This is a genomic window from Bifidobacterium sp., from assembly GCF_051876855.1.
GTDB lineage: Bacteria > Actinomycetota > Actinomycetes > Actinomycetales > Bifidobacteriaceae > Bifidobacterium.
Map to the genome: position 1 here is coordinate 1 of NZ_JBJEIH010000084.1, position 22,473 is coordinate 22,473.

The 22,473-nt window shown below is 62.0% G+C and carries 15 protein-coding genes; 6 read left to right on the forward strand and 9 right to left on the reverse strand.

Annotated features, from left to right (window positions below; all coding sequences use genetic code 11):
• Positions 1-2,410 (reverse strand): ATP-dependent helicase (locus tag ACI38B_RS05625; protein ID WP_439729892.1); only part of this gene is annotated, 2,410 nt, incomplete at its 3' end.
• A gap of 235 nt (positions 2,411-2,645) precedes the next feature.
• Between ACI38B_RS05625 and ACI38B_RS05630 the strand changes: the two genes are divergently transcribed.
• The 4 genes from ACI38B_RS05630 to ACI38B_RS05645 all read left to right on the forward strand — a co-directional run bounded on the left by ACI38B_RS05630 (position 2,646) and on the right by ACI38B_RS05645 (position 8,590).
• The gene (locus ACI38B_RS05630) at positions 2,646-3,230 is read left to right on the forward strand and encodes a xanthine phosphoribosyltransferase (protein WP_439729893.1); all 585 of its coding nucleotides are present in this window, start codon (positions 2,646-2,648) and stop codon (positions 3,228-3,230) included.
• A 64-nt stretch (positions 3,231-3,294) separates the two neighbouring features.
• Positions 3,295-4,824, forward strand: coding sequence for a nucleobase:cation symporter-2 family protein (locus ACI38B_RS05635; RefSeq protein ID WP_439729894.1), 1,530 nt, complete (start codon positions 3,295-3,297; stop codon positions 4,822-4,824).
• 70 nt (positions 4,825-4,894) lie between these two features.
• The gene (locus ACI38B_RS05640) at positions 4,895-6,994 is read left to right on the forward strand and encodes a cation:proton antiporter (RefSeq protein ID WP_439729895.1); all 2,100 of its coding nucleotides are present in this window, start codon (positions 4,895-4,897) and stop codon (positions 6,992-6,994) included.
• A gap of 72 nt (positions 6,995-7,066) precedes the next feature.
• Complete coding sequence (locus ACI38B_RS05645; RefSeq protein ID WP_439729896.1) at positions 7,067-8,590, forward strand: ATP-binding protein; 1,524 nt, start codon at positions 7,067-7,069, stop codon at positions 8,588-8,590.
• Positions 8,591-8,707: 117 nt separating this feature from the next.
• Here ACI38B_RS05645 and ACI38B_RS05650 read toward each other — a convergent pair whose 3' ends face one another.
• The 3 genes from ACI38B_RS05650 to ACI38B_RS05660 form a co-directional block, all read right to left on the reverse strand.
• Entirely contained in the window at positions 8,708-11,119 is a 2,412-nt protein-coding gene (locus ACI38B_RS05650; protein WP_439729897.1) for a DEAD/DEAH box helicase, read from the reverse strand.
• 94 nt (positions 11,120-11,213) lie between these two features.
• The gene (locus ACI38B_RS05655) at positions 11,214-12,623 is read right to left on the reverse strand and encodes an ATP-binding protein (protein WP_439729898.1); all 1,410 of its coding nucleotides are present in this window, start codon (positions 12,621-12,623) and stop codon (positions 11,214-11,216) included.
• A 35-nt stretch (positions 12,624-12,658) separates the two neighbouring features.
• Positions 12,659-15,223 (reverse strand): TerB N-terminal domain-containing protein, encoded by a 2,565-nt coding sequence (locus tag ACI38B_RS05660; protein WP_439729899.1) that lies wholly within the window; start codon positions 15,221-15,223, stop codon positions 12,659-12,661.
• A 46-nt stretch (positions 15,224-15,269) separates the two neighbouring features.
• On the opposite strand from ACI38B_RS05660, the gene ACI38B_RS05665 reads away from it, so the two are divergent.
• Positions 15,270-16,118, forward strand: a complete 849-nt coding sequence (locus ACI38B_RS05665; RefSeq protein ID WP_439729910.1) for a carbon-nitrogen hydrolase family protein — start codon at positions 15,270-15,272, stop codon at positions 16,116-16,118.
• Between the two features lie 195 nt (positions 16,119-16,313).
• Here the strand turns inward: ACI38B_RS05665 and ACI38B_RS05670 are convergent, their stop codons facing one another.
• The 5 genes from ACI38B_RS05670 to ACI38B_RS05690 all read right to left on the reverse strand — a co-directional run bounded on the left by ACI38B_RS05670 (position 16,314) and on the right by ACI38B_RS05690 (position 20,969).
• A complete protein-coding gene (locus ACI38B_RS05670) occupies positions 16,314-16,724 on the reverse strand; it encodes an arsenate reductase ArsC (protein WP_439729900.1) in 411 nt (136 codons plus the stop codon).
• A gap of 159 nt (positions 16,725-16,883) precedes the next feature.
• The gene (locus ACI38B_RS05675) at positions 16,884-17,414 is read right to left on the reverse strand and encodes a GNAT family N-acetyltransferase (protein WP_439729911.1); all 531 of its coding nucleotides are present in this window, start codon (positions 17,412-17,414) and stop codon (positions 16,884-16,886) included.
• Between the two features lie 43 nt (positions 17,415-17,457).
• Positions 17,458-18,741: an ABC transporter permease gene (locus tag ACI38B_RS05680; protein WP_439729901.1), complete on the reverse strand. Its 1,284-nt coding sequence runs from the start codon at positions 18,739-18,741 to the stop codon at positions 17,458-17,460.
• The gene (locus tag ACI38B_RS05685) at positions 18,728-20,008 is read right to left on the reverse strand and encodes an ABC transporter permease (RefSeq protein ID WP_439729902.1); all 1,281 of its coding nucleotides are present in this window, start codon (positions 20,006-20,008) and stop codon (positions 18,728-18,730) included. Before ACI38B_RS05685 ends, ACI38B_RS05680 begins: the two co-directional genes overlap by 14 nt.
• A gap of 10 nt (positions 20,009-20,018) precedes the next feature.
• Positions 20,019-20,969 (reverse strand): ABC transporter ATP-binding protein, encoded by a 951-nt coding sequence (locus ACI38B_RS05690; protein ID WP_439729903.1) that lies wholly within the window; start codon positions 20,967-20,969, stop codon positions 20,019-20,021.
• 133 nt (positions 20,970-21,102) lie between these two features.
• On the opposite strand from ACI38B_RS05690, the gene ACI38B_RS05695 reads away from it, so the two are divergent.
• Positions 21,103-22,359: a DNA-3-methyladenine glycosylase gene (locus ACI38B_RS05695; RefSeq protein ID WP_439729904.1), complete on the forward strand. Its 1,257-nt coding sequence runs from the start codon at positions 21,103-21,105 to the stop codon at positions 22,357-22,359.
• Positions 22,360-22,473 lie beyond the last annotated feature (114 nt).

Sequence of the window (22,473 nt, forward strand, 5' to 3'; positions counted from 1 at the left end):
CATAGCCGTACGAGCCGCGGGAACCATACGAGGAGCCCGAACGCGACCCATAGCTGCCCGAAGAGGACGAGCCGGACCGCGATCCGTAGGATGAACCGCCGTACGAGGACCCGTATGTCGAGCCGCCGGAACGCCTGGACGATGACGAGGAACGCCCCCCATACGAACCATACGAGCTGCGTGAGCCATATGATCCGAAGGTCGAGCCGCCGAAGCTGGTCGAGCCGAAATCGTCGTCATCGCCCCAGCCGCCGAATTCATCGTCATCGAGACCCCCAGACTTCCAGCCGCCGCCCATGCGTTCGGTGCTCGCCTCACGCCGCTTCCAATCAATCAGCTGGTCAGGGATTTCGTCGAGGAACTGGCTGGGCATCATGTCGTCGGCACGCCCCCACTGCGAGCGGACCGCGGCACGCGTCAGGTACAGGCGCTGCTTGGCGCGGGTGATGCCCACATAGGCGAGCCGGCGTTCCTCTGCCAGTTCGCTGGTGTCTTCGAGCGAGCGGGAATGCGGGAACGTGCCCTGTTCCATGCCGGTGAGGAACACGACCGGGTATTCGAGGCCCTTGGCGGTGTGCAGGGTCATGAGCGTGACCTTGCCACTGTCCTCGTTCTCACCGGGCAGCTGGTCGGAATCCGCAACGAGCGCGGTCGTTTCGAGGAAGCTTTCGAGGGTCGCGTCAGGCGTATTCTGTTCGAATTCGGCTGCAACCGATTGCAACTGCGAGAGGTTCTCCACACGGGAGGCGTCCTGCGGGTCTTCGGAGCGTTGCAGTTCCTCGAGCAGACCGGACTTGTCAAGCACTTCAGCGACGATGTCCGACGGCTGGTTCGCATGGTCGCGTGCGAAGGCGGCAAGATGCTGCATGGTGTCGCGGAATGCGCCCAGCAATTTCGCCGTGCGTGTGGGCAGGCCCTCGATCTGCTCCATATTGGCTATACCTTGCCAGAACGGTACAGCATGCGCGTCGGCATACGAAGCGACAAGCGCTTCGGCACGCGCCCCGAGACCACGCTTGGGCACGTTGAGAATACGTCGCATATTCACGCTGTCGGCCGGGTTGACAATCGCCTGAAGATAAGCGATGGCATCCTTGATTTCCTTGCGCTCATAGAACTTGGTACCGCCGATGAGCTGGTATGGGATACCCGCGTTGATCAAGGCCTCTTCAAGGGAACGCGATTGGGCGTTCGCCCGGTACATGATGGAAACATCGGAGTACTTGTAGCCGTCTTCGGCGACCAGACGGGCGATTTCGGTGGCAATCCACAAGGCTTCCTGCTGCGCGTTGTCCGCCGCGTAGCCTGTGATCGGTGCGCCCTTGCCGGCTGCGGTCCACAGCTTCTTTGGTTTGCGCCCTTCGTTGTGGGAGATGACCGCGTTGGCCGCGTCGAGAATCGTCTGCGTCGAACGGTAGTTCTGCTCGAGCATGATGGTCTTCGCGTCCGGGAAATCCTTCTCGAAATCCTGGATATTGCTGATATCCGCGCCACGGAACGCATAAATCGACTGGTCGGAATCGCCGACGACCGTCACCCACGCCGGGCCTACCCTGCCGGCGCCGATCACCGAGGAGTCCGGCTGCTCATGGGCATCGATGCCCGCAAGCTCGCGGATCAACACGTATTGCGCGTGGTTGGTGTCCTGGTACTCGTCGACGAGAATATACCGGAACTTATGCCGGTAGTAATCGGCGACATCCGGCTGGGTGCGCAGCAGTTCGACGGTACGCATGATCAGGTCATCAAAATCGACGGCATTCGCCGCGGCGAGACGATGCTGGTATTCCGCGTAGACCACGGCATACATCTGCTCCTCATTGCCGTATCGGCCCAACTGGTAGCCGCGCTGGCCGGGACGGTAATCCGGGGCGAACTGCTTGAGCTGACCCTGCCACGTTTGCAGATTGTTCTTGTAATCCGAAATCCTGGCGAGCATCGCACGCGGGGTATAGCGCTTGATATCGATGTTCAGGTCGGTTGCGATGAGTTTGACCAGCCGCTGGCAGTCCTGGGTGTCGTAGATGGAGAAACCGGAGTTCAAGCCGATGGCCTGTCCGTCACGGCGAAGGATACGCACGCATGCCGAGTGGAAAGTGGACACCCACATACGCTGGGCGACCGGGCCTATGAGCGTGGTCAGACGCTCGCGCATTTCTGCGGCAGCCTTGTTGGTGAAGGTGATGGCGAGAATCTGGCTCGGCCAGGCGTTGAACTGGGTGAGAATCCACGCGATGCGACGGGTGAGCACACGCGTCTTGCCAGAACCGGCGCCCGCGCCAATCAGCAGTGCCGGACCCTGGTATTGGACCGCCTGAGCCTGCTGCGGATTGAGGCCGCCGATCAGCTCCTGCGCGCTGCGAGCGAGAACTGGGGAATCATTGTCGAACACTGTCACCCTCCGAATCATGCCATCGCCGACTATACGGCGCCCATAATTTCTACCACAGCCACAGGTCAGCGCGACGCATGCCTACTGCCGGGCGGATGTGCGGCGCTCGCGGTATGCTCGCACCATTACACCCGTCCCGGCCAGGCTCGTCGCGCATGTCGTCATGCGCCCACGAACCGTATGAAACAAAGTGCCGCGAGGGTGGCCAGACAAGCCGGGGCCAAGGCTCCACAAGAGAACACGAGGCAGGTCAATGAAAGAACTCGAAGAGCGCATCCGTCGTGACGGCATCGTCAAGCCGGGGAACGTCCTCAAAGTGGACGCGTTTCTGAACCATCAATGCGATGTCAAGCTGTTCGACCAGATGGGCCGGGAATGGGCGCGGCTGTTCGCCGGCAAGCAGGTCGACAAAATCCTGACCATTGAGGCTTCCGGTATCGGCATCGCGTGTGTCGCGGCCCGGCATTTCGGCGACGTGCCGGTCGTGTTTGCCAAGAAAGCGCAGTCCATCAATCTTGACGGCGACCAGTATGTCACGAAGGTGTATTCGTTCACCAAGCAGCGTGAGTTCCCGGTCATCGTGTCCAAGCGTTTCCTGAATCCCGGCGAGCATGTGTTGCTCCTCGATGATTTCCTCGCCAATGGCAAGGCGATGGAGGGCCTGATCGAGCTGTGCCACGAAGCCGGCGTCGTGGTCGAAGGCATCGGCATCGCCATCGAAAAAGGCTTCCAAGACGGCGGCGCGAAGCTGCGCGAGGCAGGCTATGACCTGCAATCGTTGGCGATCGTGGACTCCATGAATCCGGACACCGGTGAAATCACATTCCGCGAAGCCTGACGGGCTGCGCACAGCAAATACACGAACAGCACTGAAGAAACCAGGAAAGACAGGCAGGATACATATGGGCAACGCCACCGAAACGCCGTCAGAAAACGACAAGACGGCAGCCAAGGAGAACGCGGCGACAACGGCTACGACGTCAACAACTCAGGACAACGCGACGCAAGGCAAACCTGTACAAGGCAACACCGTGCAAGACACCGCCACGAAGGAGAACACACCGGCAACCACGGCCGCCGCCACATCAATCGACACGGCGAAAGCGGCAACATCCAATCCGCTGACCGAATTGGATGGCAAGATTTCCTTCTGGAAAGGCATCCCCTTCGGCCTGCAGCACGTGATGGCGATGTTCGTAGCGAACCTCGCCCCGATTTTCCTTGTGACCGCGGCCGCGAAGATGAGCCCGGAACAGTCCGCGATGATCATCCAGAACGGCCTTCTGGTCGCCGGCCTGGGCACTTGCCTCCAGCTGTACCCACTATGGCGTATCGGCAGCCGCCTGCCCATGGTCACAGGTATTTCCTTCACTTACGTGGCGGCCGCCATCGCCGTGGTCAGCGACAAAGGGTATGGCGCGGTTGTCGGCGCGGTGATGGTCGGCGGTCTGCTTGAACTTGTACTCGGCCTGACCGCACGGTTCTGGCGCCGTTTCGTCCCACCGATCGTCTCGGCGATCGTGGTCACCTCGATCGGTTTCTCGCTGCTCAGCGTCGGCGCGACATCATTCGGCGGCGGCTCAGGAGCCAAGGATTTCGGTAGCTGGCAGAATCTGACCCTCGGTCTGGTCTCTCTGGTCGCCTGCCTGGCGTTCCAGCTGCTGATGAAAGGCACCGCCAAGCAGCTGTCGGTGCTCTTCGGCCTTGTGGTGGGCTACGTGGTGGCCTTGTTCATGGGCAAGGTCGATTTCTCGGGGTTCCAGAACCTGGCGGTGCTCAGCGCGCCGCATGTCATGCCGTTCAAAGTACAGTTCGACGCGGGTGCGATCATCTCCTTCGCCCTGTTGTACGTGGTTTCCTCGGTTGAAGTGCTCGGCGACACCGCCGCGTTGGCGAAGGTCGGTCTCAACCGTGCGCCTTCTGAGCGTGAAACCGCCGGCGCAATCGCCGGTGACGGCCTGATTTCCAGCGTTTCCGGCCTGTTCGGCTGCCTGCCGTTGACATCGTTCGCGCAGAATATCGGGCTCGTGGCGATGACCAAGGTCGTCAACCGCAAGGTGATTCTCTCCGGCGGCCTGATCCTGGTGCTCGCAAGCTTCGTTCCCGGCATCGCTGCAGTGTTCAACTCGCTGCCGCAAGCAGTGCTGGGCGGCTGCACCATCATGATGTTCGGCACAATCGTGCTCTCCGGTTTCCAGATGATCGCCGAAGCAGGTTTCACACAGCGCAATATCGCCATCGCGGCACTCAGCTTGACCATCGGTATCGGCTTCACGCAGGTGCAGGGCATCTTCTCCCAGTTCCCCGCACTGTTCCAGTCGATTTTCGCGAGCAACTGCATCGCGCTGTCCTTCGTGGTCGCGGTTATTCTCAACGCGGTACTGCCGAGCGAAGAGCATTTCCTCACGTCGAACGGCAATACCGAGAAGTGACACAGCGCGGCTCATGTGGCCGATAGCTCAGCGATGACTCAGAAAACACCCAGATGAGGGCAGGTGGACGATGGAACTGCTGATTACCACGTTGCTGCTGATCGCCGCAGTGCTGGTGAGTGCCGTGCTGGACCAGATCATGACGCGCCTGTCACTGCCGCTCGTGCAGATGATCATGGGCGTGGTCATTATGCTGGTGGCTCCGACCGCGCTCGACACGCACCTGGATGCCGAACTGTTCCTGGTGTTGTTCATCGCACCCCTGCTGTTCGATGAATCCCGGCATATCGACCGCAGAGCCTTAATGCGCAATCTCGGCGGTATCCTGTCGCTGGCAATCGGTCTGGTCATCGCGATCACGCTCGGCGTGGGGTTCGCCTTGCATCTGGTGGAGCCGAGCATTCCTCTAGCCGCCGCATTCGCTTTGGGCGCGACCTTGGGGCCGACCGATGCCGCAGCGGTCGCTTCGCTCTCCGGGAGCGTGGCGCTGGATGAACGGCAGCGGGCGACACTTTCCGGGGAGGCGCTGTTCAATGATGCGTCCGGCGTGGTGTCGTTCCAGTTTGCGGTCGCCGCGGCGACAACGGGTGCGTTCTCGCTGTCGCAGGCGACCGGCACCTTCGCCATCTCCTTCGCCGGTGGTCTTGCATTGGGTGCCGTCGCCGGTCTGCTTGCCGCGCTTATCGGCGACGGTGTGCGCGCCATCGGTCTTGACGGTACCACGTTCCATGTGGTCTACGAGCTGATCATCCCCTTCGCGGTGTTTCTCGGCGCCGAAGCGCTGCATGTCAGCGGCATTCTCGCGGTGGTCGCGGCGGGCCTGGTGTTCACGCTGCTCCCCCACCGCCGTTCCACCGCCCGCGCCAAACTCGAAGTGGTGTCCTCCGGTATCTGGCAAACGCTGTCATTCATCCTCAACGGCGTGGTATTCCTCATTCTGGGCATGCAGCTGCCCGCAGCGTTGCTGCCGTCGTGGAACGGATCGGTCGCCACCGGGCGGCTGTTGTTGCTGACCGCTGTGGCGACCATCGTCACCTTGGGCATTCGATGGGTCTGGCTCATGGCGATGGATCTGCTGCGCAATCGGCATACCGCGCACCATGACTGGCGCTGCATGGCCCAAGACGCCACGATTATGACATTGGGCGGCCCGAAAGGCGCAGTAACTTTGTCCATCGCGTTGACCATTCCGGCCACGCTCTCCAACGGTTCAGCGTTCCCGCATCGCGATGACCTGCTGTTCATCGCATCCGGTGTCATCGTAATCACCCTGCTGTTGGCGAACTTCGTCATGCCGCTGCTCGCTCCGCAGACCGAGCATAAGGATGATCGCGCACTCTTGGAAGCGCGGCGTGCAATCGCCGAACATGTGGTGGAAGGGCTTACCGGCCGGCTGTCAAGCGAGCATACCAGGGAGGGAGCGTTCGCCACCGCGTTCGTGCTGCGCGGATACCAGGCGCAGGTGTGCGAGCTTGATGACGAGCTTGACCCCGTCACCTCATACGCTGTACGGGTGCTCATTGACGAGATCGGCACGCTGCAGGAACAGTATCTTGACGATATCGCCGCACAAGGCGGATACGATGAAGCCACCATCGACCTGTGCCGTCAGGCGTTGCAACGGGCGGCACAGATGATGCATGGGGCCCGCCGTGACGGCAAGCCGGTCAGGCATATCCTGTCCGCCATCGGGCACCGATTCGCCGTTCGCGGCATGCACCGTCCGTCCGACCGGCATCTTGGCAGCCCAGCGGACCAGCGGCAGTTCATCGCGCTGGTCACCGCGATCCAGCAGCGTACCGACACGTATCTTCGTGATATCGCCGAGTCGCCGGAACCATTGACCGACGACCAGCGTGTGCGGGCAAAAGCAGCTCGACGGCTGACGCAACGAGGCACTCCCCTCGCCCATGCCAACCGCGCGCTCAACCCCGTCCCAGACGGCCATATGACAGATGGCACGGCTATACGCCCGGGTAAACCCGCACCGCGCATGACCGCCGGATGCCGTGAACTCATCCAGGACGCCCAGGCACAGGCGCACACGCTGGAGTTGGAAGCGATCGCCGCGCTACGCGACAACGGTTCACTCACCCACGACCAGGCATCCCGCTTGCGCCACGACGTGGTCATCATGCAAATGGCCGATTCCGCAGGCGAAGGCGACTGAGCGGCTTTCGGTCTCGTATCCTCACTGCCGTGTTGCATACCGGTCACCTTGCATTCTTCTTTCTGTGAGATAATGTGCGGTGACGGGGTACACCCGGCGGCGAAGGGAAGCCTTATGGACCGTTACACGAGCACGATGACCGAGCTCATCGGTCTGATGCGCATCATCGGCAATGACACCCAGCAGTGCGAGGTCAAGGAATGCAAGCGCAAGATGTCCTCGACCATCACCGAGACGCTGTCTGCGTTCTCCAACGGCTCCGGCGGGTGGATTATTCTCGGCTTGTCGGAGAAGAACGGGTTCACACCGGTCGAGGGGTTCAACGCGCGCGCCATGCAGGAGGCGCTCAGCCAGGCGTGCGAGCGGCTTACTCCGGTGGTGCGCCCGGTGATTGTCACTTGCCCGTTCGAGGGAACCAATCTGGTGTTCGCGCGGGTAGACGAGATGCAGCCGCGACTCAAACCGTGTTTCATCACCGCGCTCGGCCCGCATGACGGGTCGTTTATCCGTACGGGCGACGGGGACCGGCATATGACCGCCTATGAGGTCGATCGGCTTATCGAGGAGCACAACCAGCCCACGTATGATCTCGATCTTGTCCCGCGAGCGACTATCGATGACCTCGATTCTGCCTTGGTCCAAGCGGTGACCGGCAATGCGCGCGAACGACACCCGCATGTGTTCGCCGACCGCAGTGACAAACAGGTGCTGTGCGATCTGCAAGTGTTACGCCATGACGACAGTGACGCCTCCCAAGTCGGCGGCATGTTACGCCCCACACTCGCCGGTCTGCTCGCGCTCGGCAGGTACCCGCAGAAATATTACCCGCGGCTCGGCGTGTCCGTCGCGGTATTCCCCGGCACCAACGCAGATGACGTCTTCCGCGGTGACGAATCGTTGATTGCGACACAGCATGTGGTCGGGTCCATTCCGGTGATGATCGAGGACACCACGGAATCGCTGATGCGCTGGATTGGCGCACGCAAACCCGAATACCCGCCGGACGCCCTGCGCGAGGCCATTGCGAACGCGCTCATCCACCGCGACTACTCCCCCGACGCGCAGGGCACGCCCGTGCATGTCAACGTGTTCACCGACCGCATCACCATCACGAATCCCGGCGGATTGTACGGCACTGTCACGCAAGAGGTGCTTTCCAAACGTCCCCAGGACGACGGGCCGACGATGACATCCACGCGTAACCAGTTCCTGTTCACGCTGCTCGAACTCACGCCGTCGCCACGCGGCGGCATGGTCGTGGCCTCCGAAGGCGACGGGTTCCGGCAGATCTTCTCCCAGTTGCGAGAGGCGGGTATCGAACCGGCGGCGGCACGCAACGAGCATGGCATGTTCACGATGACGTTCACGAAACGCAAACTCCACACCGTTGACTCGCCTTCCGAGGTTTCCCGGGCGATTCTGGACCTGTTGGAACGCCATTCGGCGATGAGCGCGAAGGAGATCATCCGCGAGCTGCATCTGACGCCGCTTGCCGTGGCATCCGGACTGCGCGAGCTTGTGCGCGCCGGGGAGGTCGCTCAGGCGCATCCGGCGGCCGAGGACGGGACCAAACGCTACCGGCTGCGCGGGCGGTGAAGCGGCAAGTCACATCGGCGAATCGACTGCGGTGGCAGAAGCGGCGGCATGGCGAGACGGCTTGGCGAGACGACGATTACGGCAGGCTTGACATCGGCTGCAATCGTATGCAAAGCGTCAAGACTTGCGGATGAACCGCTCCCATTGGCGTACACGTTCCCGCATGCCGTCAAGGTCGAGCACGCCGCATGCGAAGCCCTTGCGCACCAGTTGCGGCGGCAGGAAGCGGTCGTACTTGTTGAAATCCGGGATCTCGTCGGGGTACATGAGCGTCAGCGGGTCGGTAAGTTCGCGGGCGGCCTGCGTAACCACCGCGTAGAACGTCTGCGCGTTGGCGTCCATGGTGAAGGTCATGTAGTAGGGCGAGCACGCCTCCAAGCCCTTGAGCCCGAGGCTCGGTGCGCATCGCAGAAGCAGCAAACGTTTGAGCGCAAGGAACGCGTATGTGCCAAGCCAAGGGAACAGCGCCCACATGTTGCCGCCCAGATGACGCAACGGCTGGTCGGCAAGCCCCATAACCGCCGCATCAACGCGCGCCTGTTGCAATCTGGCCGCTGCGTTGCGCATGAGATAAGGGTAGGTGGTTTCCGGCGGTTCCAGAAGCACCTGTCGCATGCGTTCGAGAATCACCGTGTTGATGTCCCCGGGCACGTCGCCGAAATACGCGGGCACTTTGCCTTTGACCATGGTGCAGTAGACGATATGCCGTTTGCGGTCCACCTCGTCGACCACCCACACGTGGCCGGCGATGGCGATTTTCTCGCCGGCGGGAGGCGGGGCCACGAGCGTGCCGATTTCCTGAGATTCGCTGCGTACACTGTACTCCTCGTTCTCTTGGAATACCGCGTAGAACTTGAAGTTGCTGGTGATGCGCTCCCCCGCCACGCCGACGATCAGGCCGCCGCGTTCGGTGGTTTCCATGTGGTCGATGCCGATCAGGTGGCGTAAGAGGATCCGGTAGTCGTCCTGCGTGACACGTTTGAACACGGCGAGTGAAAGCACCTGGGATGCCAGTTGTGCCGGCGTCATCTCGCCTCCTGACGCGAGCGTGCTCATGGTCTGGTGGTACAGGAGACTGTAAGGCAGGCCGTCAAGCCGGGGCGGCTCCACCCAGCGGCGTTCCACGTACAGTTGGATGAGTGCAATGCCCTGGATGAGTTTCCACGGGATAATATCCGGTGCCATCTCGCGCGATTGTGGCGGATCCTCACGCATGACGAACCACATTTCCTGCGGCTGGTCGCGTCTGCCGGTGCGTCCCATGCGTTGGAGGAACGAGGAGACGGTGAACGGCGCGTCGATTTGGAACGCGCGTTCGAGCCGCCCGATGTCGATGCCCAGTTCGAGGGTCGCCGTCGTGACGGTGGTCATGCAGCTGTTCTCGTCCTTCATCTCCTCTTCGGCGCTCTGCCTGATGGGCGCCGAAAGGTTGCCGTGGTGGATGAGAAAGCGATCCGCCTCATGTCGTACCTCGCAGTACTGGCGCAAGGTGGTGGTCACAGCTTCGGCTTCCTCGCGGGAATTGCAGAATACGAGGCATTTGCGGCCGCGCGTGTGTTCGAAGATGTAGCCGATGCCCGGGTCAGCGGCCTGCGGGGCGGTGTCCGAGGCGGGTTCGGATTGGGTGAGCGTGCCGGTGAACGGCTTATTCTGCTGCTCGCGCGGGGATTCAAGCGGGGATTCGGGTTGGGGCTCATCGGCAAGCGTCGCTTCCGCCTGTTCCAACAATGGTCGGGTTTCGCCGTCAACCGCGTGCGGGTTTCGTGCGAATGCCGGCATGCGTAGCCCCCGTTGCGAGGCTTGCGGGCCGCTATTGAAGAAATGTTCCATGGACAGCCGCCAAGTCTGGCCACTGGCGCCGATATTGGGCACGACCGTGCCCTTGCCGGTTCCGGCGCTCAGGAATTGCGCTGCCTGCTTCGGGTCGCCGATGGTGGCGGACAGCCCGATGCGACGCGGGTTGACGCCGGCCATGCGGGACAGCCGTTCAATCAGGCACAGGGTCTGGCCGCCGCGATCGCCGCGCATCAACGCGTGCAGTTCGTCAATCACGATGAAACGCAGGTCGCCGAACAGCGCGGGAATGGCCGCATGCCGGTGCAAGAGCATCGCCTCAAGCGATTCGGGCGTAATCTGCAATATCCCCGAGGGGTGTTTCATGAGCTTGCGCTTGTGGGATTGCGAGACGTCACCATGCCAATGCCATACGGGGATATCGCCTTGCGCGCAGACTTCATTGAGCCTGTCGAATTGGTCGTTAATCAGGGCTTTGAGCGGGGCTATATACAACGCGCCGACCGATGCCGGCGGGTCTTCGGCCATCAGAGTGAGGATCGGGTAGAACGCGGCCTCCGTCTTTCCGGATGCGGTCGAGGCGCTGAGCAGCACGTTCTGGTCTGTGCCGAAAATCGCTTCACCTGCAGCGACCTGCACGCCTCGCAGGCTTTGCCATCCGTGCTCGTAAATCGTGTCCTGGATGAACGGCGCGTACCGGTTGAACACATCCATGCGCGGCTCTCCTTTGCTCATTGCCTCATTGCCTTATCGTCTTACCGACGACAACCTACTGTATATCTGTTCTCCATATCAGTTACACACTCGACGTGTGCGAGGTGCTCGAAGCTCAGATTGTGAACTGGGCGTACTGCCCGTCCGCCTGTGGGCTCATCCCGTCTGACGGGTCGCCCTGCGCGTAGGAGAATTCGTCGGATGCCAGCAAATCGGCGGGTTTCTTGTCGGGATGCTGGTAGAGGATGTCCAACAGCTCGATGAAATCACGGATCACCTCGCGCGGTGTAATATGCGAATCCGCCCCAACCCGCTCGTATTCCACGCGGATGAACATCGCGAGGTCCTCGTCGCCCAATACCGGCTCATACCCGTACAGCCGGGCGTGAATGTCGGCGAGCTTGCCCGCGAGCACGAGCATCTCCTCTGGGCCCAGCGGGTCGAGGTGAATGACCGGGGCCAGCAGGTCGCGCGACCCCTCCTTGGAGAACCGCCCGTCGGCGAGCCGGCTGCGCAGTGCCTCATAGCTGTAAATGCCGCGATGCCTGTCCTCAACGCACTGCGGGGTGCCGCACATGATAATGCCCAAGTGATGTGCTTTGCCCTGCATGGTGTCGTTGTACATGGTGAGCATTTTCTCGTAGTTGTTCTGTCGACTGATGGCGTTCGGGATTTTGTAGATGTTCACCAGTTCATCGATCATGACAATCAGCCCCTGATAGCTGGCCTTGACGAGGAAATCGGCGAACAGCTTCAGATAGTCATACCAGTTGTCGTCGCCGATGATGACGCCGACGCCCAGCTCGCCGCGTGCCTCGGTCTTGGTGGCGTATTCGCCGCGGAACCATTTGAGCACGCGTCCCACGGTCTCGTCATCGCCCTGCTGGCTGGCATGGTAGTACATGGTCAGCAGACGCGCGAAATCGAAGCCGTGGACCATATCCTGCATGGATGCGATGGTTTCTGCGATGGTCTGGTCCACGCGGGCCACGAATTCGGGGTCGTCAGGACCGGGCATAGCACCGGTTTCGCCGGCGAGCGCCGTGGCCGTGTCGGTTTGCACGGTGGCGATCCACCGGTCGAGGATGAGCGGGAGAGCTCCGCCTTCCGGCCGTGTTTTGGTGGACATGTTGCGCATGAGTTCGCGGTAAGTGGCAAGGCCTTGCCCTTTGGTGCCTTGCAGGCGGCGCTCCGGGGAGAGGTCGGCGTCGACCACGACGAAACCACGGTCCATGACGTGGGTGCGGACGGCTTGCAGGAGGAAGCTTTTGCCGCTGCCGTAGCGGCCTTCGATGAAACGGAATGCTGCTCCCCCGCCTTCGATGATGTCGACGTCGTGGAGGATGGCTTCGATTTCGCGGCGGCGGCCGACGGTGATGTAGGGCAGGCCGATGCGGGGTACGACGCCGCCTTTGAGGGAGTTGATGATGACGCCGGCGATGCGTTTGGGGACTTGTCGGCGTGGCGTAGTCTGCCCTGCTCCCGCGCTGCCAGGGGTGTTGGCGGCCGATCCTGTATGGTCCATGTGTGCGTCCTTCACGTTGGTATGGTGGCGTGCGGCTAGCGTGCCAGCCATTGCCGCAGGTCGTCTTCGTAGTCTTCGATGATAACGGGCCGGTCGCCGTCGAATTCGATGACGGTGTCGCCGATCTCGTCCATCATGCGTTCGTTAATCCGGTCTACCAGCATACTCAGGCTTTCGTGCCGGCGGCGCAGCTCGTCCTCGTATGGTTCGCCGTTGAGCAGTGAGCGAACAAGGAAGCGTTCGGGGTCCGTGGTGTCGTCTTGTGGTTCTGGCTTGTGCGCGGTTGCGGAAGCGGGTATGGGAGCCGGGGGCGTTGCCGGTTCGTCTGTGGGAATCGCGGCGGGCGCCGGTGTCGGTATGGGCTCGGGAACGGGTACGGGGGCGGGCGCTTGCTCGGTTGCTGGATGTTCCGCCTGTTCAGCCTGCTGCATCGCGGGTGCCTGTTTTTCTGGCGGTTTCATGCTGGTTTCCGGTGTCGGTTCGGACGGCGTGTCCTGGTCGTCGACGATGAGCGCGTCCCGGGTGAGGTCGGCGTCGTGGCGGATGCCGGCGAGCGCCTGCATGTCGATGGTGATATGCGGTCGGGCGGCTTCTTTGCGTTCATGTTCGATGGTCTCGATTGTCCGGGTGATGACCGGTGTCAGGCTTGCGGCGAGGCTGGACGGCGCGGGCGCTTTCATGGGGTGGCCGAAGTGGTGGTGCAAGCGCAGTTGCCGGTCGATTTCGCGGGTGATGTCGCCGAGCGTGCGGTTGGTGTAGCTTCCAGGATTGTAGGCGTGCAGATGCCAGCCGCCCTCCGGGGTCCACTGGTAGTAGCGGATGGGGTCGATGGTGACTGTGAGCGGTTCATGCCTGGTCAGGCGCATGAGCCCGTAGTCGGGTTGTGGTTGGTAGCGTTGCGTGTCAAGGTAGATCGCATCCCAAAACAGGGATGTGCTTTCTTGCGGCAGTGGGCCGAAGCAGGTGTCGACGAGGCTGGAGGCGCGGGTTTTCAAGTGTTCGTCGATGGCGACGCAGATGCGTCGTAGGGAGTAGCGCACGATGTCGGCGTGGCGTTTGGCGAATGCCGAGGTATCGAGGTGGTATCCGGACAGGTGCATGGCAGCGTTGAGGTAGTCTTCGTCGATAGCGGATTCGGGGTGCGTGACGGTGTCGATCATCTCGTCGTAGGCGATGACCGGGAAGGTGTCCGCGCTGATGTATGCGGTGAGGTTGCGGTCGATGAGGTAGTCGCGAATCCACATGTCGATGGTTTCCGCGTAGCGTCGGTTCTGCCAGGCGTAGCTGTGCGCGATGCGGGCGAGTTGGTTCAAGCCTTGGTCGGCGTCGGGCTCGATGCCGCAGATGATTTCGTAGGCGCGGACTTTGGAGAACGCCATGCACGTGTCGTACCAGTCGCGTTCGCGCGGCGTGGGGCCGGCGTAATCGTCGATTCTGGACCGTTCAGGGTGGTCTGCCTGATCGGTGCGGTCGAGGAACCGGGTGCGCCAGGCGAAATATCCGCGCAGCTGGTGGTTGTCCATATCCCGGTAGGTGGGGTGCTGCCAGCGGAAGATGCCATGCCAGTCGTAGTCGTCGCGGTAGTCGGCGACGGATGCGCCTTGCAGGTAGAAGTCGAGGGCCCGGCCGAGTGTCACGTCGCGGAAGGTGTAGTGGGCGCGGATGGCTCGCATGCGGCGCAGGCGGGCGGGCAGGATGCTTTGCCGCAGGTTGCTTTGCCGGGAGTTTGGTTGCCGTGTGACCGCCGGGCGAGCCGGGCGCAGTGGGCGCACTGAGCGAGACGGGCGCGCGGCGAGGTCTGATTCCTCGGGCAAGATGATGGGCTGGTCGCGGTATGGGCGCGGTATGGCTCGCCCTACGGGCTGGTTCGGTTGCGCTGGTTGGGCTGACGTGGGCTGGGTTGCTTCGGATGTTATGGAGTCGTTGCGCCCGTACACCGTTCCGGTATCTGTGGGATCGGGATACGGTTCGTAGCCGCCGGGCTGTCTAATCGGACGACGGCGAGTGCCGGCAGGCTGGCTACTGGCATCCTCGACATGCCCGAAAACGCCGGATACAACGGTCCTGTCCGATGCGGAAGCGCCCGATGCGGCGGGTTTTACGGGGATGGGCGTGTCCGTGTACACCGTGTCTTGTATTCGCACCTGCGTTGAGGCGGCATCATCCGTCGAGACGGGTTGCTGCGATGAATCTTCCAGCGCCGCTATAGGGTTCGTTTTCGAGTCAGGCACCGAGGATCGCGTTGCTTGCGCGTCGACATCTTCTGCGGGCAGGGATGCCATCGCGTAGGATGACGTCAGATAGTCGGCCATGGTTGGCAGATCAACCGTCCCATCAAGCTTGATGAACATCCACGTGTCATGATCGGCTTTGATGGTCGGCCCGAACCCCGGACGGGCGAGCAACGACGCGATATACGATGGCTCGCAGCGGACGACGAGATCATGCCCGCCAATCAGCATGGCGTATCTCCTGCCGGTCGCCGGGTGGTCGAAAACCAGACTACCCGGCACACGCCCGCCCGGGCGGGGTTCAGTATGCAGCCGTTGTACCGCAAACCGCGCAATCTCCTGCGCGAAATCCCGTGTTCCTCCCGTCATAGCCATACCGCCGAGTCTAGCGTGGACACCTCACCGTGTGAGACAGATGTTGTCGCAACCGCATCGCGGCCGATACGATACCGGTATGAAAATCGCGCTGGCACAAATGGGCATGACCCGCAGCATCGAAGACAATCTCAAGACAAGCCTTGCGATGATCGCCGATGCCGCCCGCAGCCATGCCGATATGGTCGTCTTCCCGGAAATCCAGTTCTCACCGTTCTTCCCGCAATACCCGGCATCATCTTCTCCCCTCGACGCGGGCGGGTACGCGATGTGGCTCGACGACCCTGCGATCGAAGCGATCCGCAAGGCGTGCGCGGACAGGCGGATCATGGCATGCCCGAACGCGTATCTTATGGAGCCTGACGGCCGCCGAATCGACACCACGCTCGTCATCGGCGCCGACGGAAGTCCGCTCGGCAGGCAGGGCATGGTGCATATCGCGCAAGCGGAACGCTTCTACGAGCAGGATTATTACTCGCCGGACGATACGATTCGCGTCATCGACACTCCGTTCGGCACGATCGGCGTCTGCGTGTGCTTCGACAGGCATTACCCTGAAACAATCCGCACGCTCGCCCTGCGCGGCGCCGACCTCGTGGTCATCCCCACCGCAAACACGAGCGCCGAACCCGAGGAGATGTTCCTTCAGGAGGTGCGCGTGCAGGCGTTCCACAACAGCGTGAATATCGCGATGTGCAACCGCGTCGGCATCGAGGATGCGATGCGTTTCGACGGGCGAAGCGTCATCGTCGGGCCAGACGGCGAAGTGCTGGCGCTCGCCGGAGAGAAGTCTTGCCTGCTAACCGCCGATATCGATCTTGATGCCGCCAAGGCGATGCGGGACGCCAAGCCGTACACGAGTCTGCGGCGGCCGGGATTGTACGCCTGAACGCTCTTTCATACGTTAGGAAACTCTGATTACGTTTGAAAACGTTGAAAACGTTTGCGCACGCACGTTTGCGCACGCAGGGTCACGTTTGAAAACGTTTGCGGTCGTCCTATGAGGCACGAGGCCCGAGACCCGAGGCTCAAGACTCAAGGCTGCATGCCGGGGCTGAGGTCCGCAGTTCAGCGGATGCGGACGTCAGGCCTCGTGTTGCAGCAGCCGACTACGCAGATTACGGATATCGCGTTCGATTTCACGGATCGTGGCGGTGAATGCCGCGTCATCCTTACCGGTCGGGTCTTCGAGCCCCCAGTCTTCACGCGAGCGGGCGGGCAGCACCGGGCAGGCGACACCGCAGCCCATGGTGACCACGACATCGATCGGCGGCAGCTGGTCGAGCGTCTTGGGGTGCTGCCCGTTCGCCGGCATATCGATGCCGTACAGGCTGCGCATGAGTCGCACGGCGTCCGGGTTGATTTCGGATTTGATGGTGGTGCCGGCGGAATATGATTCGAACGCGTCCACGGCGAGCGCCCGGCCTAACGCTTCGGCGATCTGGCTGCGGCAGGAGTTGTGGGTGCAGATGAATGCGACTTTGGGCAGTGTCATCGGTTCCTCGGCTTTCTGGCTTCTTGACGGTTGATGATTGGCGATTATGGATCGTGTGTGGCCTATCGTGGTGGCGTCGGGTGCTGTTTGATCGCGGTGCGCGGTGTTGCCGCCGGATTCCTGTCGGCCGGTCACGGGCCGGACCGCAGCTCAGGCAGCTCAGAAGGTCAGGCGCATCTCATGCCAGGGCACTCCCCCGTGTGTGGATGCGGACATGCCTTCGTCTTGGAAACCGAAGGCCGCGTAGAACTGCACGAGCCGGTCCTTGCAGGTGAGGACCACGCCGCGACGGCCTTGTTCGTGTGCGGTTTCGATTGCGTGGCGCAACACACGCCCCGCATAGCCGCGGTGTCGGTAATCCGGGTGAGTGTCCACGCCGAAGATCATCTGCCACGCGCCTTGCGGATTGTGCATGCCGGCATCGTCGTACATCTCGTCGAGCAGATGTGGCTGGTCGGTGACCATGCCGTTGACGAAGCTCACGAGTTGTGTGCGCCTGTCAGAGCCGTGTCGGGCTTCCAACAGCCAGAAATGGTCAGGGAACACGGCGAGCCGGCTGCTGATTGACGCGCGACTGGCCGCTTCCGCCGGCGGGAAGCATATCTGTTCGAGCCGGTCGATGGCATCAAGGTCCTGCACGGTTGCCGTGCGGATCGGCAGCAAGGTGAACGGTGGGGTCGGTGTGCTCATGCGGCCAATGGTATCGCGTCTTGGGGCCATGGTCGTCTCATGGTCACTTTCGTCTTGCGACGAACCGCGAGATAACCATGCCCACTGCGATGAACGCGAGCGCGAACAATGCCATGAGACCGGTTGCACCAGCCCACCGACCGATGTCGGGCGTGCCGGTCATCGCGCTGCCTTGCCCGCCGAACGCCTCATACACGCCGTCCACGTACCACCAGCCGGGCAGTAGGCGTGCAAACGCTTGCAATGATGAGGGCATCAGCCATTGCGGCAGCCATGCGCCGGACAGGAACGCGGAGGCGAGCGCCACGGTGTTGACGATGCCGTTCATCGCGGCGGTGGAGACCCGGCATTGGCCGATGAGGAACCCCAGCGCACTGACTGTCAGGGAGAATACGAACGTGCCGATAAGCGAGAGCAACAATGGTCGCCACCCGATGCCGGCAAGACCGCCTTGGCAGGCTGCGGAGCAGGCGATGGCGATACCGATGCAGCACAGCCATACCACGGCTGACGCGCCGCAGCAGACGAGCAGCACCTGCGCCCAGATGGTGTGGCCGGGTTCGGCTGACACACCGACCCTGCGCATGGTGGTCGGCTTGTTGAACGCGGTGATGATGACGATCACGATGAACGCGATGTTGAGCATCAGCGGGTAAAGCATGGTGGCGAGGGTCGCGGCGAAGACCCTGCCGCTTGCTGCGAGGCTTCCCGCGGCGGACGAGCCATGCGCGTGGCTGTTGGATGCCGCTTCCACTTGGACGGATTGGCCGCTTTCCGCGCGTGCCTTGGCCACGGTGGCGGCGGCTTGGGCGAGTGTGGTGTGCTGGTCGGCGAACAGGGACGACCGAAGTGATCCGAGGAACCCGTTGATTTGGATGGTGAGCATCCGGGCCGCGGCAGAACCGGTGGAATCAGTGCCGCTTCCTGAGCCTGCCAGGCTCAGCGTGGGCAGGGTATCTTGCGTTCGTGCCGCCTTGGTGAACGATGCCGTGTAGCCTTGCGGGACGATGACGATCACATCGACGTAGTCGGTGGCGATGGCGTCTTGGATGGCCTGCGTAGTGTCCTCGATTTCGACGATGTGGGCCGAGTACGAGAGGTACGAACGCAGTGCGGCGCCGGTTGCATGACCGCCTGCGCTGTCACAGTCGATAATCGCCAGAGATGCTGTAGGAGGCTCGTAGGCGTTGGTCTGGTCATCGCCGTTGGAGCCGAGTCCGATGCCAATGCCGAGCATGGCGGCCATAACCCCGGTCGCCAGTATGTAGACCAGCAGTTGGAACATGTTTGCGCGCAGAACCAGCCATGCTGCTTTACAGGTGGTCATAGCTCACCTTCCTCAGTTCGAATGCGGCCACACCCAACGCAATCGCCGACATGGTGGCGATTATTCCTACAGTGCGGGCGAATGGGGCGAGACTGTCGTAATACAGCAGGTCGTAGAACAGGTTCGTCACCTGTTTGGCGGGATTGAGGTATTGCAAGCCCGGCACGGCGCGTTGCACGCTGTCGGCGAAGGCCATGTTGCCGTACAGTCCGGTGAAAATCGACAGAATCAGGGAGAACGCGACACTGATGCCGCTTTTCACGCCGAGCGAGATGATCGGGATTGCGCCGAGCACCAGACCAAGGCAATTGGCCATGCCGGAGCCTATTGCGATGGCGAGAATCGCAAGCCCCTCCCTCCCCGGGAAAGACACGCCCAAGGCGATGCGCATATACGCGTAGACGACGAGCATGCACAGGAAAGTCGCCAGCCACGAGGACAGCAGGACCGCGCAGATGCGCGCGAGACGCGACAACGGGGATACGCTGACCCTCGCCCCCAAGGGCGAGAGATTGGCTTGCAGAGCGCTGAGCATGTTGCAAGTCATCGACATGGCCATGAGGATGCTCATCGCGAGGATTGCGACATGGTAGCGCACCATGCCCTCGGCATGCCTGACACCGGATGCCTGTCGGGTGATTTCTTCAAAGTTGGCGCCCGCCAGAGAAGCGATCCACGCGCTGTCCGCCAGTTTCGACGGGTCATTGGCCGCCGCCTGCGCGATCGCCTGCGCGATGACCCGCGAACGCTCGTTGTACTGTTCGACCAGCGTGCCAAGGGTGATCAGGGACCATGCCTGACCGTCGGAGCCGCCGGACTTGGTCTGGGCGATATCCGTGGCAGCGTTCCGCGAAAGCGTAAGTCTCAGGTCGCCGGAATCCTCAACCGACAGGTAGGCGAGCGCCTTGCCTTGACGCAGAAGAGTTTTGGCTTCGGCCATATCGGCCGCGTCGATCCGCTTGAACAGTGTGATATCGCCGTTCTTGCCGGCGGTGGATGACGAGCCTGTGGATGCGGACGATGTGCCTGCGGACGTTGAGGATGTCGAGAACGCGTTGACGAACGTGTCCGCACCTGGGTTCGAGTTCCAGGTGTTGTTGGCGACGACGGCAACAGGGGCAACCTCAAGGGTTACGTCTCCGGAGGCGATGGTGCCGAATACGCTTTGGATGAGCGTGGCGAGGATAATGGGGAACGCGATTATCCAGAACAGGACGGCGGGTGTACGCAGCGAGCTTTTCAGCTCCATGACGAAGGTATGCCACATGACAATCCCCTTAGTCGCGCAACGCTGTGCCGGTCAGGTCGAGGAACACGTCGTTGAGCGTTGGTGGCTGTGAGGTGACACGCCCGGGACGGATGCCCCCGCGCCGCAATACGTCAAGCACGTCGACCAGGTTGTGTTCGCCATGTTTACAACGGATGTCCAGCGTATTGCCGTCCGCTTTCGATTCGAGAACGAACGGAAGGTTGCGTATGCCTTCGGGCACGCTCCCGCCTAGGCCGGCGGCCTCGATGGTGATGCGCTCGCCGGTGGCGATCTGGGCTTTGAGCTCGTCCGCGGTACCGAGCGCCAGATGCCGGCCGTGGTCCATAATCAGGATGCGGTCGCAGATAAGTTCGACCTCCTCCATGTAGTGACTGGTGTAAACGACGGTCGCGCCCTGACGGTTGAGGTGTTTGATGCCTTCGAGGATCGAATTGCGGCTTTGCGGATCGACGGCAACGGTCGGCTCGTCGAAGAAGATGAGTTCCGGCCGGTGGGCGATTCCGCAGGCGATGTTAAGCCGGCGAAGCAGACCTCCGGAGAGTTTCTTCGGCCGGTAGCGCCTGAATTCCGTGAGTCCGACGAACCCGATTGCCTCGTCGACCAGTTGTTTACGGCGCTTGCGGTCCTTGACATACAGGGAGCAGAAGTAATCGATGTTCTCCTCGACGCTGAGCTCGTCGAATACGGCGACCTCTTGAGGCACGATGCCGATCCGGCGGCGAAGCTCATAGGCTGACGGGGTCATCTGCTCGCCCAGCACACGGATGTCGCCCGCCTCGAAATCCAGCAATCCCAGAATACAGCTGATCGCCGTGGTCTTGCCAGAGCCGTTCGGTCCGAGCAGCCCGAAGATCTCTCCGCGGCGCACCTGAAGGTCGAAGCCGTCAAGCGCGAGCATGTCCCCGTAGCGTTTGACCAGGTGCCTGACGTTCAAGGCGGTGTCGTTCGTATCGTTCATGATTTCATTGTGTCATGCCGACACGCCGGACATAGGCAAATTAGGCGAGGATTCGCGGGCCCGTCAATTGCCGTCCATATCAAGGATGACGATGGTGGCAGCCGACGCGCACGCGCCGGGCGAGAGGAGGCATATGGCACGGCTCAGCGACGAAACCGGTGACGGGAACGGCAATGGGAATGCATTCCCCATGGAATTGCTCACCCAGGGTGCCGACCATGCGGCCGTCGGACTGCTCGGCTGCCTGCTGGTACGCGACTGGCCGGACGGCACCCATAGCGCCGTACGCATCGTGGAAACGGAGGCCTACGACCAGAACGACCCGGCAAGCCACACGTATCACGGGCGCAGTGAGCGTAATCGCGCGATGTTCGGCCCGGCCGGCCATGCCTACGTGTATTTCACGTACGGCATGCACTATTGCGTCAACGTGACCGCCGGAGCGGACGACTTCGGATGCGGCGTGCTCATCCGCGCGGGCGAACCGGTCGAAGGCATCGAACATATGACACAGCTGAGGGGCGGACGCACGGGCGCCCAACTGACCAACGGGCCGGCGAAACTCTGTCAGGCGCTCGCCATCGACACATCCTTGTACGGCCATGATCTGCGCACGCCGCCGTTGCGGTTGATATGGGCGTCGTTACGGGAGGGCGAGCGGATCGCCTGCACGCCGCGCATCGGCATCAGCAAGGCGGCGGACCGGCCCAGACGCCTGATTATCATGGGCAACCCGTATGTGTCGAAAAGCCCGTTGAATGCGAAAGCCGTGCCGCTGGACACAGCCGGGCCGATGCACGGAGCACAAGCGAAAGGGACACAAGCGATGCAAACAAGGCAAACACGGCAAACGGTTGCAGACGACAACGCCGACGCACAACGTTCACAGGAATCGGTCATATCGCAATCCCCCGCCGCGCAGCAACCCGGCAGCGTCCGCATAACGGAACCGGATATGGAATCCGGCAACGACACCGGCGCCGGCGCCGGCAACACCAGCTGCGATGTGAGAATCCGCCGTGTATACGAGGAACCGTCCGCGGACGACGGGCTGTGCGTGCTGGTTGACCGGCTGTGGCCGCGCGGCAGGTCCAAGCAAAGCGCGCACGTGGAAGTGTGGATCAAGGATATCGCCCCATCCAAGGAGCTACGCACATGGTTTGGGCATATCCCCGAACGGTTCGATGAGTTCGCGACACGCTACCGCGCCGAGCTCGATGCCAACCCGGAACCGGTCAGCCGCCTGCGCGAGCTCATCGCCGGTCATCCCCGCGTCACGCTCCTGTACGGCGCCAAAGACACCGAACACAACAACGCGGTCGTCCTGCGCAAGTATCTGCTCGACGCGCAGGTCTCACAACAGGCAGCGAACACAAGGAAGTCAGCGTAACCGCCGACGACGCCGGCCGACGACACCCCAAGCCTCATCCCAACCAACTGACACGCTCCCCACACAAACCAGCTACACTCAGCATCCCGTCAGCGTAGACAGTTTTGGGGAGGG

Excerpts from the sequence above, each read along its gene's own strand:
- ACI38B_RS05640 (WP_439729895.1), top strand. The coding sequence starts at position 4,895 with ATGGAACTGCTGATTACCACGTTGCTGCTGATCGCCGCAGTGCTGGTG.
- ACI38B_RS05685 (WP_439729902.1), bottom strand. The coding sequence starts at position 20,008 with ATGTGGCATACCTTCGTCATGGAGCTGAAAAGCTCGCTGCGTACACCC.
- ACI38B_RS05645 (WP_439729896.1), top strand. The coding sequence starts at position 7,067 with ATGTGCGGTGACGGGGTACACCCGGCGGCGAAGGGAAGCCTTATGGAC.
- ACI38B_RS05690 (WP_439729903.1), bottom strand. The coding sequence starts at position 20,969 with ATGAACGATACGAACGACACCGCCTTGAACGTCAGGCACCTGGTCAAA.
- ACI38B_RS05695 (WP_439729904.1), top strand. The coding sequence starts at position 21,103 with ATGGCACGGCTCAGCGACGAAACCGGTGACGGGAACGGCAATGGGAAT.
- ACI38B_RS05680 (WP_439729901.1), bottom strand. The coding sequence starts at position 18,741 with ATGACCACCTGTAAAGCAGCATGGCTGGTTCTGCGCGCAAACATGTTC.
- ACI38B_RS05650 (WP_439729897.1), bottom strand. The coding sequence starts at position 11,119 with ATGAGCAAAGGAGAGCCGCGCATGGATGTGTTCAACCGGTACGCGCCG.
- ACI38B_RS05670 (WP_439729900.1), bottom strand. The coding sequence starts at position 16,724 with ATGACACTGCCCAAAGTCGCATTCATCTGCACCCACAACTCCTGCCGC.
- ACI38B_RS05665 (WP_439729910.1), top strand. The coding sequence starts at position 15,270 with ATGTTGTCGCAACCGCATCGCGGCCGATACGATACCGGTATGAAAATC.
- ACI38B_RS05635 (WP_439729894.1), top strand. The coding sequence starts at position 3,295 with ATGGGCAACGCCACCGAAACGCCGTCAGAAAACGACAAGACGGCAGCC.
- ACI38B_RS05630 (WP_439729893.1), top strand. The coding sequence starts at position 2,646 with ATGAAAGAACTCGAAGAGCGCATCCGTCGTGACGGCATCGTCAAGCCG.
- ACI38B_RS05675 (WP_439729911.1), bottom strand. The coding sequence starts at position 17,414 with ATGAGCACACCGACCCCACCGTTCACCTTGCTGCCGATCCGCACGGCA.
- ACI38B_RS05660 (WP_439729899.1), bottom strand. The coding sequence starts at position 15,223 with ATGACGGGAGGAACACGGGATTTCGCGCAGGAGATTGCGCGGTTTGCG.
- ACI38B_RS05655 (WP_439729898.1), bottom strand. The coding sequence starts at position 12,623 with ATGGACCATACAGGATCGGCCGCCAACACCCCTGGCAGCGCGGGAGCA.